Source organism: Comamonas sp. C11 (assembly GCF_024496285.1).
Lineage (GTDB): Bacteria > Pseudomonadota > Gammaproteobacteria > Burkholderiales > Burkholderiaceae_C > Comamonas > Comamonas testosteroni_F.
Genome location: NZ_CP101743.1, coordinates 4,153,433 through 4,169,916, shown reverse-complemented (window position 1 = coordinate 4,169,916; position 16,484 = coordinate 4,153,433). Strand labels below are relative to the sequence as shown.

Here is a 16,484-nt window from a genome sequence, read left to right as displayed (position 1 = left end):
TGGCGGCTATCATATCCGCCGCTATGAAAAAACCTCGCTCCAGCAATACAAGCACTTCCAGTGCACAGGCCCAATCCGCACCGCAAGCCGGTTTCAGCTTCAGCCAAGCCTTTTTCGAGGGGCTGGTGGACCAGGCTCTGCAGCACGCCAAGAAGCTGGGTGCGACGGACGCAGGCGCCGAGGCTTCCGAAGGCTGCGGCCTGTCGGTCAGCGTGCGCAAGGGCCAGCTGGAGACCGTGGAGCGCAACCGCGACAAATCGCTGGGCGTGACCGTCTATCTGGGCCAGCGCCGGGGCAATGCCAGCACCTCGGACTTCTCCGAGGCCGCCATCAAGCAGACCGTGCAGGCCGCCTACGACATCGCGCGCTTCACGGCCGAAGACCCGTTTGCCCGCCTGCCCGACAGCGCCGATATCGCGCTGCCCGGCACGCACCGTGATCTGGAGCTGTTCCACCCCTGGGACATCACCAGCGAGCAGGCCGCCGAGATGGCGCTGCGCTGCGAGCAGGCCGCCTTCAAGACCCACCGCCGCGTGAGCAACAGCGAAGGCGCGGGCGTCTCGGCCCAGCAAAGCCATTTCTTCACGGCCCATACCAACGGTTTTCGCGGCGGCTATGCCAGCTCGCGCCACAGCATGTCGGTGGCGCCCATCGCCAAGCTGCCCGGCAAGAATGGCGAGATGCAGCGCGACTACTGGTACAGCTCCATGCGCAATGCGGCCGATCTGGCCTCGCCCGAGGCCGTGGGCCGCTATGCCGCAGAGCGCACGCTGAGCCGTCTGGGCAGCCGCAAGATTCCGACCACCGAATGCCCGGTGCTGTTCGAGTCGCCCCTGGCCGCCGGCCTGCTGGGCAGCTTTGTGCAGGCCGTCAGCGGCAGCGCGCTGTATCGCAAGAGCACGTTCCTGCTGGACTCCATGGGCAAGCCTATCTTCCCCAAGCACATCGACATCGAGGAAGACCCCTTCGTGCTGGGCGGCAAGGGCAGCTCGCCCTTCGACGAGGAAGGCGTGCGCGTGCAGGCCCGCAAGGTGGTGGATGCCGGCCGCGTGGAAGGCTATTTCCTGTCCAGCTACTCGGCGCGCAAGCTGGGCATGAAGACCACGGGCAATGCCGGCGGTTCGCACAATCTGGTCATGACTTCGCGCCGCACCAAGGCGGGCGACGATCTGGACGCCATGCTCAAGAAGCTGGGCACGGGTCTGTTCGTGGTCGAGCTGATGGGCCAGGGCGTGAACTATGTGACCGGCGACTATTCGCGTGGCGCCAGCGGTTTCTGGGTGGAGAACGGCGAGATCGCCTTCCCCGTGGACGAAATCACGATTGCAGGCAACCTCAAGACCATGTTCAAGGGCATCGAGGCCATCGGAGCCGACGCCTACAACTACGGTGCCAAGACCGTGGGCTCCATGCTGATCAATCGCATGAAGGTGGCAGGCAGCTGATCGCTGTCGATCGCTCCATGGAAAAAGCAGCCCGGTGGCTGCTTTTTTCATTTCTGCATCAGCTCTCGGCCGCGGCCTGAACTATGCAGTGCGAGAGTTTCTCGAAATGCTTGTGCGCGTCGGCACTGAGCTCGATCTGCTTGCGCCTGGCATCCTCGGTATCGGCCAGCAAAATCCAGCCTTTTTGGCGCATGGACTTCAGACGGGTGTGAATCGTGGCCGGAGACCCCAGTTCACGCTGGGCCATCAAGTCCCGGACGCAAAGACGCTCCTGGCGCGTGCCGGCATTGGCGATTTGCTCCAGCAGGCGTTCCTCCAGTGGATCCAGTGCGGGCAGCACTGGCAGGTTGCGGATGGTCGCTGCCAGGTGCAGAAAGCGTAAATAGATATCGGCAGACAGGGACTTTGGCATGGGAAGGCAAAAACAGACGACGCGTCGCTAATGAGGAACGAATCAACGGCGCTCATAATACTGCGCAGACAGTGAACAGGGGCGGCGGCAGCGTATGAAGAACATTTGGACGCAATTTTCGGTGGCGGTTATCACGGCTTTGCTGTTCCTGGCGATGCTGGCCTTGAATCAATGGATTTTCTCCGAACTGGAGTTTGTCCGGGGCGTCAACTGGATTTACCTGCCTGCAGGTGTGCGTTTGCTGTGCACCCTTTTGTTTGCAGAAGCGGGCGTGGTCGGGCTCTTCGTCGTGTCCTGGCTGGTCTGCGGCTTTTACTTCTTCCCGGATGACGGACTGCGTGCGTTTGCGGGCGGCGTCATGGCCACGCTGGCCCCCTACGGCACCTATTGTGCCGCCCGCAAATGGATGGGGCTGGGCCGATCCCTCAGTGATCTGACGCCGCAGCGCCTGCTCTGGCTCAGTGCCATCTACGGGCTGAGCAATGCCTTGCTGCATCAGGCATGGTCCGTGGTCATCGGCGATGGCTTCCAGCTGGACCAGCTTCTGGTGATGCTGCTGGGAGATTTCACCGGCACGCTGATCGTCCTGTATGTCTTCAAGGCCTTGCTCATGCTGCCGATCAAGATGGATCGCTATCTGCTCAAGTGAGAGCCTCGTCTGCGGTGGGCAACCGGCGCCGGTGTTCGATTTGCCCCCGCCGCCGCCAGCTTGGCGGAGGGCGAGTCATACTAGAGGGCTTGATCCAGAAAACCCAATAACAGTCGTCAGTGTCATGAGTTCTGCATCCTCGCCCACCTCCGGCATGAGCCGTCCGGACTGGCTCAGCGCCATCATCGTCATCGTGGTCTGGGGTCTCAATTTCGTGGTCATGAAGTGGGGGCTGGCCAAGCTCTCGCCCCTGCTGCTGTGCGCGCTGCGCTTTGCCGCGGCATCGCTGCCATTTCTGCTGTTCGTGCGCCCGCCCAAAAATCTTTCCTGGGTTCTGCTGGCCGCCTACGGTCTGGTGCAAGGGGTTGGGCAATTCGGCCTGCTGTTCACCGGCATGAAGCTGGGCATGCCTGCCGGCATGGCATCCGTGGTGCTTCAGACCCAGGCCTTCATCACCATGTTGCTGGCGGCTGCGTTCTTGCACGAGAAACCGCAGCGCTGGCAATGGCTGGGCTTGCTCATCGCTCTTGCCGGACTGCTGCTGATCGGTGCAGCCCATGGTGAGGGGACATCGGATATGACGCTGATCGGTTTTGTGCTGACCGTGGGCGCCGCTGCCATGTGGGCCGGCTCGAACCTGCTGACGCGGATGGCGGCCAAGCAAGGCTCGTATGAGCCGGTGTCCTTCATCGTCTGGACCAGCGTTTTCCCCATGCTGCCGCTGCTGTTGCTGTCCCTGTGGGTGGATGGTGCGGATTCGGTGGCTTCGCAGCTGCAGTCCATAGGCTGGAGCGAGCTTGGGGTGATCGCCTATCTGGCTTTCTTGTCCACCCTGCTGGGCTATGGTCTGTGGACGCGGTTGCTGCAGCGCTATGCGGCCAGCACCGTGGCCCCTTTGTCGCTGCTGGTGCCGGTGATCGGTCTGCTGTCGGCCATGCTGCTGCTGGGAGAGGCGCCCAATGGCCTGCAATGGCTGGGTACGCTGGGCGTTCTGCTGGGCATGGTGGTCAACCAGTTTGGCGGCAAATGGCGACGCTGAGACACTGGCTGGCTGATAGCAGGGCACACCGCTGCTTTGCCGGAGCGGCCTGTGACTGCCCGGCAGAGCACTTTGCCAGCGCAGCACAGGCTCGCAAGTCAATAGCTGTTGCCGAACGATTTTTTTTGAACACTTGGCCTGAATCACGAATATCCAATCTCGTTTTCGTCATTATTATTGCCTGCATCCAGATAAAAGCATGACTTTTCCATTCCGGATTTGAGCCGGCCTGGGATGCGAATATGCAAAGGAATGATGATGCGAGAGGGAGATATTGGCGCGATGCCTCCTGAGCTGCAGCTGGCCCAGCTGCAGGCTTTGGACAGGGTCATGGCCATGGCTGAATTTGGCCTGGATGGGTCATTGCAACGTGCCAATGACAACTATTTGCAGCTAATGGGGTTTACGCGTGAGCAGTCTCTGGGCCGCCCACATCGCAGCTTTTGCTCTGCGCGTCTGGCCGACAGTGCCAGGTATCGGGAAATCTGGACGCATCTGTGCGCAGGCAATGCCTACTCCGGAGTGGTGGAGCGACTACGCAGCGATGGCAGCAGTTGCTGGCTGGAGGCTACCTATTCACCAGTGATGGATGCCCAGGGCCGGGTGATGCATATTCTGAAGATCGCTACCGACGTCACGCAGCGGCGAGCCCGGGAGCAGGCGCAGCAGGAGCACTTGCGTCGCTTGTCCCTGGTGGCCGATGCCTCCGACACGGCAGTAGTCATCAGTGACGGAAGCTCACGCATCGTGCATGTCAACGGCGGCTTTACGCGCATGTTCGGCTGGCGCACCGAGGAGGTCGCGGGCCGCATGCCGATTGCCTTGCTGGCTCCTCAGGCGTCCGAGGCCTTTGTGGACCACTATCGCTCGGAATTGCGCGCCGGCCAGCCTGTGGGGCGTGAGGAAATCGTGGTCGGCAAGCATGGACAGCGCTACTGGGCCAAGGTCATCAGCAACCCCATCCTCGACGCGGACGGGCGCTGGCAATACACGGTTTCGATGCTGACCGATATCACGCGGTCCAAGATGCATGAGGCCTTGCAGCACCGCGTGCTGGAAGCCATGGCGCGCGAGCGGCCGCTGGTGGAGGTGCTGGAGATGGTGTGCCTGGAGGTCGAGAGGATTGCTCCGGAGGTGACGGCATCGATTCTCGAGGTGGATGCCCAGGGGCTGCTCCATCCGCTGGCTGGACCAAGCCTGCCGCATTCTTATTCAGCTCTGCTGGACGGGGTGGCCATAGGGCCGAATGTGGGCTCCTGCGGAACGGCGGCCTGGCGCAACGCGCCGGTGCTGGTGGACGATATTGCACATGATCCGTTGTGGACGGATTTCAAGCACCTGATCCTGCCGCTGGGGTTCAAGGCCTGCTGGTCCACTCCCATCTGCAACAGCGGTGGCAAGCCGATCGGTACTTTCGCGTTCTATTACCGGGAGCAGCTGACCGGGGATGCCTCGGCTTTTCACCAGCAACTGGTGGATGCCTGTATCCATCTGTGCGCCCTGGCGCTGGAGCGTGAGCTGTCGCGCGCGCGCATTCGTCAGCTGGCTTTCTACGACGGACTGACCGGATTGCCCAATCGAAGCCTGCTGCAGGCCAAGGCCGATCAGGCGATTGCGTCAGCTGCCGGCAATGACGAACAGCTGGCGGTGCTGTTCATCGACCTGGACCGGTTCAAGCAGGTCAATGACTCTCTGGGTCATCCTGTGGGGGATGAATTGCTGCGCAATGTCGCGACGCGATTGCAGCGCGTGCTGCGCAGCTCCGATATTGCCGGGCGTTTGTCGGGTGACGAGTTTGTTGCCGTGCTGCCGCAATGCGATGCGGAGCATGTTGCCAATACCATCGAACGCCTGCAGGAGTCGCTGGCGGAGCCCCTGAATATTGCCGACACCTCGCTGGCCATATCTGCCAGCGTGGGCATTGCAATGTTTCCCATGGACGGACGGGATATGGAGACCCTGGTGCACCGTGCCGACATGGCCATGTACCAGGCCAAGAGCAAGGGGCGCGGCCGTTTCTGTTTCTTCAGCAGCGAAATGAACCGCTTGGCCCAGGAGCGTCTGGCATTGGAGACGGCGCTGCGCAAGGCACTCAAAAGCGGTGGTCTGCGCCTGCACTATCAGCCCCAGATCGAAATGGCCACCGGCCGTCTGTATGGCGTGGAGGCCCTGGCGCGCTGGACCCATGCCGAGCTGGGCGAGATTTCGCCAGCCCGCTTCATCCCGCTGGCCGAAGAGTGCGGGCTGATTGCCGACCTGGGCAGCTGGGCACTGGAGGAGGCCTGCCGCCAGCTGTCGCAGTGGCGCGCCAAGGGGATGGAGGTCCCCGCAGTGTCGGTGAATCTGTCGCCTTCGAGCTTTCACAACCTGGATCTGCCACGGATGATCGCCGATACGCTGGACCGCAACGATCTGGTGCCGCAGGACCTGACCCTGGAGCTGACGGAAAGCATTCTGCTGGACACCAACCCCAGCACCATGAAGACCATCAACGAGGTTCATGCGCATGGCGTGCGCCTGTCCATGGATGACTTCGGCACCGGCTATTCCAGCCTCAGCTATCTGCGCCGTCTGCCGGTCAGCGAACTCAAGCTGGATCGCAGCTTCGTGGCCGATCTTGAACATGACGAGGCGGCGCGGGCGTTGAGCAGTGCCATTTTGGGCATTGGCAAGAGTCTGCACCTGACCGTGGTGGCGGAAGGCGTGGAGACACCGACGCAGAGCGTGATGCTGTGCGAGCAGGGCTACCCGGTGGCGCAAGGCTTTCTGTTCGCCCGGCCGCTGGCACCGAAGGAGTTTGAGCATTGGTTGGCTGCCAACCCGGCTTCCCCGGTGCCGACCGCGCCAGACGCCGTCGCCGCATGAACTTGCCGTGCAGAAGTTCGGAACGGATCGCTGCGGCAGCGATTAAGTGATGTGCAGATGTGGCTGAGAGGCCACGCGCATTGTTATGCTGCCCTGGCTTTGGCGGCTGTGCGGCATCTTCGTCAGCATATGCGAGCGTGGTTGCAGCTTCTGCGTGGTGCTTCAAGGCTTCAGTAGGCGGCTCCTGGCCGTGCCGGGGCCGCCACCGTGGAGCCGGCGAACTGGTTGCGCAGCTTGCGCGCAGCGTTCACGAACATCAGCACGTCCACACCCACGGCCACAAAGCTGCAGCCCAGATTCAGGTAGCGCTGTGCCAGCGCGGGGTCCGAGGTCAAGGTACCTGCCGCCTTGCCGCTGGCAACAATGGTCCGCATCGCTGCCTCGATGGCGGCCTGCACTTCGGGGTGGCCGGGGTTGCCGCGGTGGCCCATGGAGGCCGCGAGGTCGGCCGGGCCTATGAAGACGCCATGCACGCCGTCCACGGCGCAGATGGCTTCGAGATTCTGCAGGGCCGTGGTGGTCTCGGCCTGCACCAGCAGGCAGATCTCGTCGTCGGCCACATTCAGGTAGTCGGCGCGGCTGCTCCACCGAGAGGCACGTCCCACGGCGCTGCCGACGCCGCGCACGCCCATGGGCGGGTATTGCGTGGCGGCCACAATGGTCCGGGCCTGGTCTGCCGTGTCCACCATGGGCACGAGCAGGGTCTTGACGCCTATGTCCAGCATCTGCTTGATCAGGGCCGTGCTGCCTTCCACCACGCGCACCACCGGCTGGACCGGGTGCGGGGCCACAGCCTGCAGGGCGGCCAGGGTGCTGCGCAGATCGTTGGGTGCATGCTCGCCGTCGATCAGCAGCCAGTCGTAGCCCGTGGTGGCGGCCGCTTCGGCCAGATAGGGGTCGGCCATGGACAGCCACAGCCCGATCTGGGGTTGGCGGGCGCAGAGGGCGGTCTTGAACGGGTTGTATGCAGGCATGCTTTTCTCGGTTTGACTATTCATGGCGTGGGATGGGGCCACGGCGATGCAGGAGGCTTGGGCTCACAGCAGGTGGCCGGCGGGCAGTGGCCTGCCTGCCAGGTGGTCGACGATATTGGCGGCGGTCAGCGTCGCCACGCGCAGCGCTGCCTGGCGCGTCACGCCGGCCACATGCGGCGTCAGCAGCACCTGCGGCAGCCGGGCCAGCGGGTGGCCCTGGGGCAGCGGCTCGGTGTCGAAGGTGTCGAGGCCGGCGCCGCCGAGGTGGCCGCTTTGCAGTGCCGCCAGCAGAGCGGCCTCGTCGACCACGGGGCCGCGTGCGGTGTTGATCAGCAGGCTGCCGGGGCGCAGCAGCGCCAGTTCGTTCACGCCTATCATGCCGCGGCTGCGCTCGGTCAGCGGGCAGTGCAGGCTCAGGATGTCTACGCGGGGCAGCAGCTGGCGCAGATCGGGCTCGCAGTCAAAGTCATCTGCCTGGCCTGCGGGGCGCAGCACCAGCACCTTGGCGCCCAGGGCTGCAGCCAGCTGCGCGGTGGCGCGGCCGATGGCACCATAACCGACGATGCCCACCGTGGAGCCGCGGAAGTCGCGGCCCTGCCAGTTGCTGCCGGCCCAGCCGCCAGCGCGCACCTGCTGGTCCAGCTGATGCAACTGGCGCACCAGCGCCAGCATCAGCGCCAGTGCATGCTCGGCAACGGCTGGGGCATTGGCGGCCTGTGCCACGGCCACGGCCACGCCTTGGGCGCGCGCGGCTTCCATGTCCACGCTGTCCACGCCGGCCCCGTTCTTGGCCACGATGCGCAAGGCGGGGGCTGCCTGCAGCACGGCGGCGCTCACAGGCTTGGAGCCGCGCAGCACCAGGGCCTGGGCACTGGTCTGCGCCAGTTGCTGGGCCAGGCTTTCCGCAGTGATGGGCTCGGCCATGAAATGGATCTGTCCGCCGGCTTGCTGCACCACGGCCTGGGCTTCGGGTGCCCAGTGCTCGGCGGTGACGAGAACATTGAATGAAGTGGAGGTGGAGGTCATGCTTGTTCGTTCACCCAGTCCGGCTGCACGCGCACATGACGGATATGCTGGCGGAACACGGTATAGGCCAGATGCAGCGCGCCGTCGGCACCCTGGCGGATGGAGGGGTAGGAATATTCGCGGTTGCGGCCGCGTTCGGAATCATTGCTCATGCACCAGCCGTCACCCACCTCGAGGTTGCGTTGCCAGGGCCAGCTCAGGCCGTCGTCGGCCGACAGGGCCAGCGTCATGGGCGCACGCGGTGCGCCCCAGAAGGCGCGGCGCTCGCCGGCCGCAGCCTTTGCCGGTGTTGCCGAGCTGTCGCCCAGCTCGTCATACAGCGACTCGCGCCGCTCCGTGGCATCGGCGGCGCTGCTGGCGTTGAAAATCATGGCCAGACGCCCGTCGGCCAGGCGCAAGGCCTGGATGGATGAGTTGTTGTTCGGCAGCTCCGTGGCCTCGGGCTCCTGCCAGCTCAGGCCGCCGTCGTCGCTGCGGCTGCGGTAGACATGGTCGGCCCAGCGGCTGCGAAAGAATGCCAGCAGGCCGCCGTCGGAGGCCGGCACGATGTTCATGTGTACACAGCCCACGCTGCCGGGCACGGCAATGCGCTGCCAGCTGCGTCCCTGATCTGCGGAGCGCAGCAGGCCGCTGTCGTCGTGGCTGCCATCCCAGGCCTGGCCCGGCTGGGCGCGGCAGTGGAAGACCGGCAGCAGCCAGCTGCCGTCCGTGTGGACGTGGATGGGCTGGCGCACGAAAGTGCCAGCCGGCGCATCGGCCAGCGTCTCGGTGGGCTCCCAGCTCAGGCCCTGGTCACGGGACAGGCGCCGGCGCACCACGGAGGTGTTCTGGTGCCCCGAGTGCTGGGCGGTATGCAGCAGCCACAGTGCGCCGCCCGGCGCGGGAAACAGCAACGGGTTCTGTTCCGAGCGCTCGGCGTCGTGCGAGAGCTGGATGGGCTCGGACCACTGCGCGGCTGCGGGTGCGAGACGCGACATGTAGACCGAGATGTCGGAGCGGCCCTCCATGGAGCCGCCGAACCACACGCAGCCCAGGCTGCCGTCGTCGAGCACCATCAGATTGGCGGCATGGGCCTGCACACAGGGCGAGGGCAGGTCCGCCACCAGGCGGCCCGGGTCTTCGGGGTGTGGGCGCAGCAATCCATCAAGCATTGGTTTTCCTTGGTCTTTCATGACTCTTTGCGGTCGGGGAGTGGGCGCTGTCCCTCTGCCGCGAAGCGAGAAAGGGACAGGCTGCATCACCGCTCGGGAGATGATGGGGTCAATCAGCTTTGATTTTCGCGGTCTTGATGAGGCCGCCCACGCGCTGGTATTCACGGGGCACAAAGGCGCGCAGCTCCGCGGCATCGCCGCTGCCCGGGGTCACGCCCAGATCCCGTAGCTTGGAGGCCACTTCGGGCTGCTTGAGGGCCTTGGCCAGTGCGCCCGAGAGCTTGGCGCTGACATCGGCGCTGGTCTTGGACGGTGCAAACAGCGCATACCAGGCCGAGAACTCGAACTGCGGGTAGCCGGCTTCGGCGAAGGTCGGCACATTGGGCAGTTCCGGCAGGCGGCTGGCGGAGCCCACGGCCAGGGCACGCACCTTGCCACCGCGCAGCAGCGGCATGGAGTTGGTGGCGGTATCGAAGATGACCGGAATGCGCCCGCCGATCAGATCCACGATATGGGCGTTGCCGCCCTTGTAGGGAACATGGGTCATGGGGACCTTGGCGATGGACACGAACAGCTCGCCGGCCAGATGCAGCGGCGAGCCATTGCCCGAGGAGCCGTACATCACGGCCTGAGGGTCCTTGCGGGCCGCTTCCACCACATCCTTGAGCGACTTGTAGGGCGAGTCGTTGGCGGTGATGGCGATGATGGGGGCGCTGCCGATCATGCCGATGGGCTCGAAGTCCTTGACGGGGTCGTACTCGGTCTTGATCAGATGCGGGCTGGCGGCGTGCGTGGCCAGGCCACCGACGAGCAGTGTGTAGCCGTCGGCCGGCGCGCGCGCCACGATGCCCGCGCCCAGCAAGGCCCCGGCACCGGGCCGGTTGTCCACCACGCTTGCGGTTCCCAATACCTCGCCCATCTTCTGGCCCACCAGCCGCCCCAGCATGTCATTGGCGCCGCCCGCAGGATAGGGCACCACAAAGGTGATGGGCTTGCTCGGGAAGTTGCCCTGCGCCTGTGCCAGCGGCATGGCACCGGCCAGGGCCAGTGCTGCCAGCGCGCCCAGCACGGGCCTGCGGGTGAGGTATCGGGATTTGCTCATGGTTTGTCTCCTGTTGCGAATGGTTCTAGCGACCGTGTTGCGTCAATCCAGTTGTCCCTGGCAGACGTATTTGATATGCAGGTAATCGTCGAGCCCGTGAGTGGAGCCTTCGCGGCCGTAGCCCGACTCCTTGACCCCGCCAAAGGGGGCGGCCTCGGCGGCCAGCGCGCCTTCGTTGACGCCCACGATGCCCGATTCCAGGGCATCGGCGACACGCCAGATGCGGCGTATGTCCTGGCTGTAGAAATAGGCGGCCAGACCGAACGGCGTGTCGTTGGCGGCGGCGATGACCTCGGCCTCGTCGTCAAACACGGTCAGCGGAGCCACGGGCCCGAAGGTTTCTTCGCAGGCGCAGGCCATGGAGGCAGTGGCACCCGAGAGCACGGTGGGGGCGTAGTAGGTGGGGCCCAGATCCGTCATGCGCTTGCCGCCCGTGAGCACCTTGGCGCCCTTGGCCACCGCGTCCTCCACATGGCGGGCGATCTTCTCGACCGCGCGTTCATTGATCATGGGGCCGATCTGCGAGGCCGGGTCGCTGGCCGGGCCCACGTGCAGGGCTGCCACACGGGCGCTGAGCTGCTGGGCAAAGGTCTCGTACACCGAGCGGTGCACAAAGACGCGATTCGGGCAGACGCAGGTCTGGCCGCCGTTGCGGAACTTGGCTGCCATGAAGCCGTCCACGGCAGCCGCCACATCGGCATCCTCGAAGATGATGAAGGGCGCATTGCCGCCCAGCTCCAGCGAGAGCTTTTTGAGCGTGTCGGCGCTGCGGCGTGCCAGGTGCTTGCCCACGGGGGTGGAGCCGGTAAAGGTGATCTTGCGCACGCGGGAATCCTGAAGCCACTGGTCCACCACCTCGGGCGTGTGCTCGCGCGAGGCCGTGACGATGTTGAGCACGCCGGCCGGCACGCCGGCTTCGTGCGCCAGCAGCACCAGGGCCAGCGATGTCAGCGGTGTGTCCTCGGCCGGCTTGCAGACCACGGTGCAGCCCGCAGCCAGGGCGGGCGCGATCTTGCGCGCGATCATGGCGGCCGGGAAGTTCCAGGGCGTGATGGCGGCGACCACGCCCACGGGCTCGCGCAGGGCGAACATGCGCCGGCCCGGCACGGGCGCGGGAATGACTTCTCCGTTCATGCGCGTGGCGGCCTCGCCGAACCATTCGATGTAGCTGGCGGCATAGGCCACTTCGCCTTTGCCTTCGGCCAGGGGCTTGCCCTGCTCCAGCGAGATCAGCGTGCCCAGATCGTCCTGATGGGCCAGCACCAGGTCGTTCCAGCGCTTGATGATGGCAGCACGTTGCTTGGCCGGCAGCTTGCGCCAGGCTGGCAGGGCCGCCTGGGCGGCGTCCACGGCGGCGCGCGCATCGGGCGCAGCTGAATCGGGCACGTCGGTGATGGTGCAGCCCGTGGCCGGGTCGGTCACGGCAAAGCTGGCGCCGCTGGCAGCGGGCGCCCAGGCGCCGGCGATGAAGTTGGCGCTGCGCTGCAGTTCGGTGCGTCGCAGTCTGAGTGGCGTGGCGTTCATGGTGGAAATCGCAGAAAGTGAAGATCGGATATGGGCGGAAAGCTCGGGAAGAGGCGTTCCCTTCAGCTCACGATGCCCAGGTGCCAGGGTACGAATTCATGGTCGCCCAGTCCCAGGACTTCGCTCTTGGTCTGTTCGCCGCTGGCATGGCGCAGGATCTGCTCGAAGATCTGCTGGCCCAGCTCGGCCACCGTCAGCTCTCCGTCGACGACCACGCCGCAGTTGATGTCCATGTCTTCCTGCAGGCGCTGGTACATGGGCGTGTTGCTGGCCAGCTTGATGGTGGGAGCGGGCTTGCTGCCGAACATGGAGCCGCGACCCGTGGTGAAGCAGATCAGTTGGGCGCCGCTGGCGATCTGGCCCGTGGAGGCCACCGGGTCGTAGCCCGGCGAGTCCATGAAGACGAAGCCGTGTTCGGTGATGGGCTCGGCGTATTCATAGACAGCGCGCAGCGGTGTGGTGCCGCCCTTCATGGCGCTGCCCAGGGATTTTTCAAAGATGTTGGCCAGTCCGCCGGCCTGGTTGCCATGGCCGACCACACCGTTGAACTGGGCGTTCTGGCCGGCGGCATAGCGCTCCCACCAGGCCAGGCGGTCCAGCAGCTTCTGGCCGACTTCGGGGCTGATGGCGCGGCGTGTGAGCATGAACTCCACGCCGTGGATCTCGGGCGTCTCGGACAGAATGGCCGTACCGCCGTGGCGCACCAGGATGTCCATGGCCGCGCCCAGGCCGGGGTTGGCCGTGATGCCCGAAAAGCCATCCGAGCCGCCGCATTCCAGGCCGATCTTGAGGTGGGCGGCGCTGACGGTGCTGCGCTGCGCCTGGTTGGCGATGGGCAGCATTTCTTCGATGGCGGCAATACCTGCTTCGATGGTGGCGCGCGTGCCACCCACCTCCTGCATCACCAGGGTGCGCAGCAACTGACCTTCCTTGAGGCCTTGCGAATCCACCAATGCATCGACCTGGTTGCGCTCGCAGCCCAGACCCACGATGAGTACGCCCGCCAGGTTGGGGTGGCGCGCATAGCCGGCCAGGGTACGGCGCAGCACGTCGAAGTGTTCGCTGGGCGAGGACATGCCGCAGCCGCTGCTCTGGGCAAAGGCGGCCACGCCATCCACATTGGGAAAGGCTGCCAGCCGCTCGGGCGTGAAGTGGGCGGCGATGCGCTTGATCACGGTGGCCGAGCAGTTGACCGTGGACAGGATGCCGATGAAGTTGCGCGTGCCCACGCCGCCGCCCGCTCGCACAAACCCCTGGAAAGTGGCGCGCTGTTCCTCGGGCACGTAGTCCACGGGGCGCACGTCGGCACCGAACGACGGGTCGCGGTAGTAGTCCACCAGCTTGAGGTTGTGGCTGTGCACATAGTCGCCAGGCTCCAGGTCGCGTGTGGCGACGCCGATCACCGTGTCGTACTTCTTGACCTGCTCGCCTTCTGCGATGCGGCGCGCCGCGATCTTGTGGCCGGCCGGCACCTGGGCGCGCGTTCGCACTCCCAGCTCGGGAATGTCCTGGCCCAGGGCCAGGGCGGTCTTGGCCACCAGCACGTTGTCGTTGGGGTGCAGGTGCAGCAGGGAAGAAGAGGAGGAGAGCATCATGGAGTCCGGGGATGGCGGGCTTGAGGCGGTGGGGACGCGGCGCGTCAGCGCATCAGGTCGCGCAGTTTGAGTTTGTCGATGAGCACGGTTTCCTTTTGGTAGACCGTGTTCACATACTTGGCGTAGTCGGGGCCGTCCAGGTAGAGCAAGGGTGCGTCCAGCCTGTCGGCCACGGACTTGAACTCGGGGCTGGCCACGGCCTGGCGGAAGGCATCGCGCAGCTTGGCTTCGACGGCGGGCGGCAGGCCCTTGGGCGCGCCGATGCCGTTGGGCGCATCGACGACCACGTTGTAGCCCAGGTCCTTGAGCGTGGGCACGTCCTTGAAGCGCGGCGTGCGCTGCTCGCCCCAGGTGGCCAGCAGGCGCAGCTTGCCGGCTTCGACATGCGGGGCCCAGGAGCTGGAGTCGGCCAGTGCATCCACATGGCCGCCCAGCACGCCCTGCAGCGCCTCGGCGCCGCCCTTGTAGGGAACATGGCTGAGCTGGATGCCGGCTGCGGCCGCAAACTCTTCCATGCCCACATGGGTGGCGCCGCCCACGCCGGCGTGGGCGTAGGTGATGCTGCCGGGCTTGGCCTTGGCGGCGGCGACGAAGTCCTGCAGGGTCTTGAAGCGCGAGTTGGCCGGTACGGCGATACCGAAGGTCTGGCCCGAGGTGCGCGCGATATAGGTGTAGTCCTTGCGCGGATCGACCTGCAGCGTGCCCAGCTGGGAAAAGCGCGTGACCGAGATCGGGATCTGGCCGATGGTGTAGCCGTCGGGCTTGGCCGAGGCCAGGGCCTTGGAGCCGATCATGCCGGAGGCTCCGGCGCGGTTTTCCACCGCAATCGCCTGGCCCAGGATGCGGCCGGCCACGGTGCACAGCGCGCGCATGGACTGGTCGGCCGTGCCGCCGGCCGGCCAGGGGCAGATGAAGGTGATGGGGCGCTCGGGCCAGGTCTGGGCCAGCAGGCGGGCGGAGCTGCCGAGTGTGGCTGCGCCGAGGGCGCCAAGCACAAAGCTGCGTCGGCTGCTGCGTGGGGGGATCATCGCTTGTCTCCTGTCGTTATTTGAACTGCCAGCCCCGATTGTTCAAAACTGCTCCATGACAATCCAATGAAAAGATAGACTCTCTTCATAACTAATAAGTAATGAAGCCCCATGAGCAAGATCGATCGTGTGCTGCGCTCCAACCTCAAGCTGCGCCATCTGCAGCTGCTGGTGGCGCTGGACCAGTTTCGTCACCTGGGCCGTGCGGCCGAGTTTCTGGCCGTGACCCAGCCCGCCGTCTCCAAGACCCTGGCCGAGGTAGAGCGCATGCTGGGCATGGTGCTGTTCGAGCGCTCCACGCGCGGCACCGAGCCCACGGCAGCCGGTGTCAGCATGGTGCGGTTTGCGCGCTCGGTGCTGGCCGGTTTCGAACGCACGCGTGACGAGATGGCGGCCGAGGCCAGCGGTGCCCGCGGGCGCACCAGCGTGGGCGCCATGGTGGTGGCCACGCCGGTGCTGCTGGCGCGCGCTGTGGAGCGGTTAAAAGCGCGTTCGGACCAGACTACGGTGATGGTGGAGGAAGGGGATCTGACGCGCTTGCTGCCCAAGCTGCGCCTGGGCGAGCTGGATCTGTTCGTGGGACGGCTGGAGCCCGGCTATGCTGCGCCCGACCTGGAAACCGAGGCGCTGTACGACGATCCCATGGTGGCCGTGGTGCGGCCCGGCCATGCGCTGCTGGCGCCGGGCGCGGCCGGCTGGCAGGCCCTGGCGGACCAGCCCTGCGTGCTGCCGCCCCCCTGGGCCTCTCTGCGCGTGAAGCTGGAGCAGCAGTTCTATGCCCACGGCCTGCATCCGCCGGCCGACATCGTGGAGACCGCGTCCTTTCTCTCGCAGCTGACCTTTGTGCACCAGCGCGGCGCCGTGGCCTTCATGGCGCGTGGCGTGGCCCGCTGCCATGCCGCCCTGGGTACATTGGCCATGCTGGATCTGGTCGTGCCCATAGATCTGCCGCCCGTGGGGCTGATCACCTTGCGCGGCCAGCCGCTGACGCCGACCACGGGCTTGCTGCTCGAATGCCTGCGCGAGGTGGCGCAGGAGTTGGGCTGAGCCCGGTATGAGCCTGATATAGGGCGGGCTGGCCCTCTGGGGCCGCTCTGCTCTGGCGTGCTACCGTGCTGCAATCCTTGTCCCATGTCTTGAGCCTTGTGCCGGACACGGTACCAGGTAACACCATGGAGACCCATCTATGACTGCCTTGCCGCCCATGCCTGCACCTCCGGCCGAGCCTGTCAGCGGCCCTGAGGCTTCGGCTCTGATCGACGCCAGGATTGCCGGCCTGGGCGACTGGCGCGGCGCCATGCTGGCCCGCGTGCGCGGGCTGATCCGCGAGGCTTTGCCCGCCGTGACGGAGGAGCTGAAATGGCGCGGCACGCCCGTATGGTCGCAGGACGGTATTCTGTGCACGGGCGAGACCTACAAGGCCGTGGTCAAGCTGACCTTCGCGCATGGCGCGGCCCTGGCCGATCCGGCAGGTCTGTTCAATGCCAGTCTTGAAGGCGCTACGCGCCGGGCCATAGACCTGCATGTCGGCGAAGTGCTCGACGCCGCAGCGTTCCAGGCGCTGGTGCAGGCCGCTGCACAGCGCAATGCCCAGGCACGGTCGGCCAGAAAATCCGCTTCGCAAGCCAAAGCCAAACCTCCGGCCTGAGGCCTGCGCCGCCGCCGTCGGCCCTG

The 16,484-nt window shown here is 65.6% G+C and carries 14 protein-coding genes; 6 read left to right on the top strand and 8 right to left on the bottom strand.

What is annotated here, in order from left to right:
- Window positions 1–23: 23 nt before the first annotated feature.
- Window positions 24–1,445: a metalloprotease PmbA gene (pmbA, locus tag NOX35_RS19080; RefSeq protein WP_182283693.1), complete on the top strand. Its 1,422-nt coding sequence runs from the start codon at window positions 24–26 to the stop codon at window positions 1,443–1,445.
- Between the two features lie 58 nt (window positions 1,446–1,503).
- On the opposite strand, the gene NOX35_RS19075 is transcribed toward pmbA, so the two are convergent.
- Window positions 1,504–1,857, bottom strand: coding sequence for a hypothetical protein (locus tag NOX35_RS19075; protein ID WP_003069365.1), 354 nt, complete (start codon window positions 1,855–1,857; stop codon window positions 1,504–1,506).
- 94 nt (window positions 1,858–1,951) lie between these two features.
- Here NOX35_RS19075 and NOX35_RS19070 point away from each other — a divergent pair, with 94 nt between their 5' ends.
- The 3 genes from NOX35_RS19070 to NOX35_RS19060 all read left to right on the top strand — a co-directional run bounded on the left by NOX35_RS19070 (window position 1,952) and on the right by NOX35_RS19060 (window position 6,410).
- Entirely contained in the window at window positions 1,952–2,506 is a 555-nt protein-coding gene (locus tag NOX35_RS19070; protein WP_182283692.1) for a hypothetical protein, read from the top strand.
- A 124-nt stretch (window positions 2,507–2,630) separates the two neighbouring features.
- Window positions 2,631–3,545, top strand: coding sequence for an EamA family transporter (locus NOX35_RS19065; RefSeq protein ID WP_182283691.1), 915 nt, complete (start codon window positions 2,631–2,633; stop codon window positions 3,543–3,545).
- Window positions 3,546–3,803: 258 nt separating this feature from the next.
- Window positions 3,804–6,410 carry an EAL domain-containing protein gene (locus NOX35_RS19060; protein ID WP_182283690.1) on the top strand — a complete coding sequence of 869 codons (2,607 nt, stop codon included), beginning with the start codon at window positions 3,804–3,806 and terminating at the stop codon, window positions 6,408–6,410.
- 170 nt (window positions 6,411–6,580) lie between these two features.
- On the opposite strand, the gene hpaI is transcribed toward NOX35_RS19060, so the two are convergent.
- The 7 genes from hpaI to NOX35_RS19025 all read right to left on the bottom strand — a co-directional run bounded on the left by hpaI (window position 6,581) and on the right by NOX35_RS19025 (window position 14,810).
- Window positions 6,581–7,384, bottom strand: coding sequence for a 4-hydroxy-2-oxoheptanedioate aldolase (gene hpaI / locus NOX35_RS19055; protein ID WP_182283689.1), 804 nt, complete (start codon window positions 7,382–7,384; stop codon window positions 6,581–6,583).
- Window positions 7,385–7,447: 63 nt separating this feature from the next.
- On the bottom strand, window positions 7,448–8,410 hold the full coding sequence (locus NOX35_RS19050) for a D-isomer specific 2-hydroxyacid dehydrogenase family protein (RefSeq protein WP_256494363.1): 963 nt from the start codon (window positions 8,408–8,410) through the stop codon (window positions 7,448–7,450).
- A complete protein-coding gene (locus NOX35_RS19045) occupies window positions 8,407–9,561 on the bottom strand; it encodes an exo-alpha-sialidase (protein ID WP_256494360.1) in 1,155 nt (384 codons plus the stop codon). The genes NOX35_RS19050 and NOX35_RS19045 overlap by 4 nt, the downstream gene beginning before the upstream one ends.
- A gap of 109 nt (window positions 9,562–9,670) precedes the next feature.
- A complete protein-coding gene (locus NOX35_RS19040; protein WP_182283686.1) occupies window positions 9,671–10,663 on the bottom strand; it encodes a tripartite tricarboxylate transporter substrate binding protein in 993 nt (330 codons plus the stop codon).
- A 42-nt stretch (window positions 10,664–10,705) separates the two neighbouring features.
- The gene (locus NOX35_RS19035) at window positions 10,706–12,187 is read right to left on the bottom strand and encodes an NAD-dependent succinate-semialdehyde dehydrogenase (RefSeq protein ID WP_256494358.1); all 1,482 of its coding nucleotides are present in this window, start codon (window positions 12,185–12,187) and stop codon (window positions 10,706–10,708) included.
- 62 nt (window positions 12,188–12,249) lie between these two features.
- Window positions 12,250–13,779, bottom strand: coding sequence for a UxaA family hydrolase (locus tag NOX35_RS19030; RefSeq protein WP_256496947.1), 1,530 nt, complete (start codon window positions 13,777–13,779; stop codon window positions 12,250–12,252).
- A 47-nt stretch (window positions 13,780–13,826) separates the two neighbouring features.
- Entirely contained in the window at window positions 13,827–14,810 is a 984-nt protein-coding gene (locus NOX35_RS19025; RefSeq protein ID WP_256494357.1) for a tripartite tricarboxylate transporter substrate binding protein, read from the bottom strand.
- Window positions 14,811–14,921: 111 nt separating this feature from the next.
- Here NOX35_RS19025 and NOX35_RS19020 point away from each other — a divergent pair, with 111 nt between their 5' ends.
- Window positions 14,922–15,857, top strand: coding sequence for a LysR substrate-binding domain-containing protein (locus NOX35_RS19020; protein ID WP_256494354.1), 936 nt, complete (start codon window positions 14,922–14,924; stop codon window positions 15,855–15,857).
- A 139-nt stretch (window positions 15,858–15,996) separates the two neighbouring features.
- A complete protein-coding gene (locus NOX35_RS19015) occupies window positions 15,997–16,458 on the top strand; it encodes a DUF1801 domain-containing protein (protein WP_371878495.1) in 462 nt (153 codons plus the stop codon).
- Window positions 16,459–16,484 lie beyond the last annotated feature (26 nt).

What these genes read in the sequence shown, in the direction of transcription:
- pmbA (WP_182283693.1), top strand. Translation starts at nt 24, where the DNA reads ATGAAAAAACCTCGCTCCAGCAATACAAGCACTTCCAGTGCACAGGCC.
- NOX35_RS19075 (WP_003069365.1), bottom strand. Translation starts at nt 1,857, where the DNA reads ATGCCAAAGTCCCTGTCTGCCGATATCTATTTACGCTTTCTGCACCTG.
- NOX35_RS19070 (WP_182283692.1), top strand. Translation starts at nt 1,952, where the DNA reads ATGAAGAACATTTGGACGCAATTTTCGGTGGCGGTTATCACGGCTTTG.
- NOX35_RS19065 (WP_182283691.1), top strand. Translation starts at nt 2,631, where the DNA reads ATGAGTTCTGCATCCTCGCCCACCTCCGGCATGAGCCGTCCGGACTGG.
- NOX35_RS19060 (WP_182283690.1), top strand. Translation starts at nt 3,804, where the DNA reads ATGCGAGAGGGAGATATTGGCGCGATGCCTCCTGAGCTGCAGCTGGCC.
- hpaI (WP_182283689.1), bottom strand. Translation starts at nt 7,384, where the DNA reads ATGCCTGCATACAACCCGTTCAAGACCGCCCTCTGCGCCCGCCAACCC.
- NOX35_RS19050 (WP_256494363.1), bottom strand. Translation starts at nt 8,410, where the DNA reads ATGACCTCCACCTCCACTTCATTCAATGTTCTCGTCACCGCCGAGCAC.
- NOX35_RS19045 (WP_256494360.1), bottom strand. Translation starts at nt 9,561, where the DNA reads ATGCTTGATGGATTGCTGCGCCCACACCCCGAAGACCCGGGCCGCCTG.
- NOX35_RS19040 (WP_182283686.1), bottom strand. Translation starts at nt 10,663, where the DNA reads ATGAGCAAATCCCGATACCTCACCCGCAGGCCCGTGCTGGGCGCGCTG.
- NOX35_RS19035 (WP_256494358.1), bottom strand. Translation starts at nt 12,187, where the DNA reads ATGAACGCCACGCCACTCAGACTGCGACGCACCGAACTGCAGCGCAGC.
- NOX35_RS19030 (WP_256496947.1), bottom strand. Translation starts at nt 13,779, where the DNA reads ATGCTCTCCTCCTCTTCTTCCCTGCTGCACCTGCACCCCAACGACAAC.
- NOX35_RS19025 (WP_256494357.1), bottom strand. Translation starts at nt 14,810, where the DNA reads ATGATCCCCCCACGCAGCAGCCGACGCAGCTTTGTGCTTGGCGCCCTC.
- NOX35_RS19020 (WP_256494354.1), top strand. Translation starts at nt 14,922, where the DNA reads ATGAGCAAGATCGATCGTGTGCTGCGCTCCAACCTCAAGCTGCGCCAT.
- NOX35_RS19015 (WP_371878495.1), top strand. Translation starts at nt 15,997, where the DNA reads ATGACTGCCTTGCCGCCCATGCCTGCACCTCCGGCCGAGCCTGTCAGC.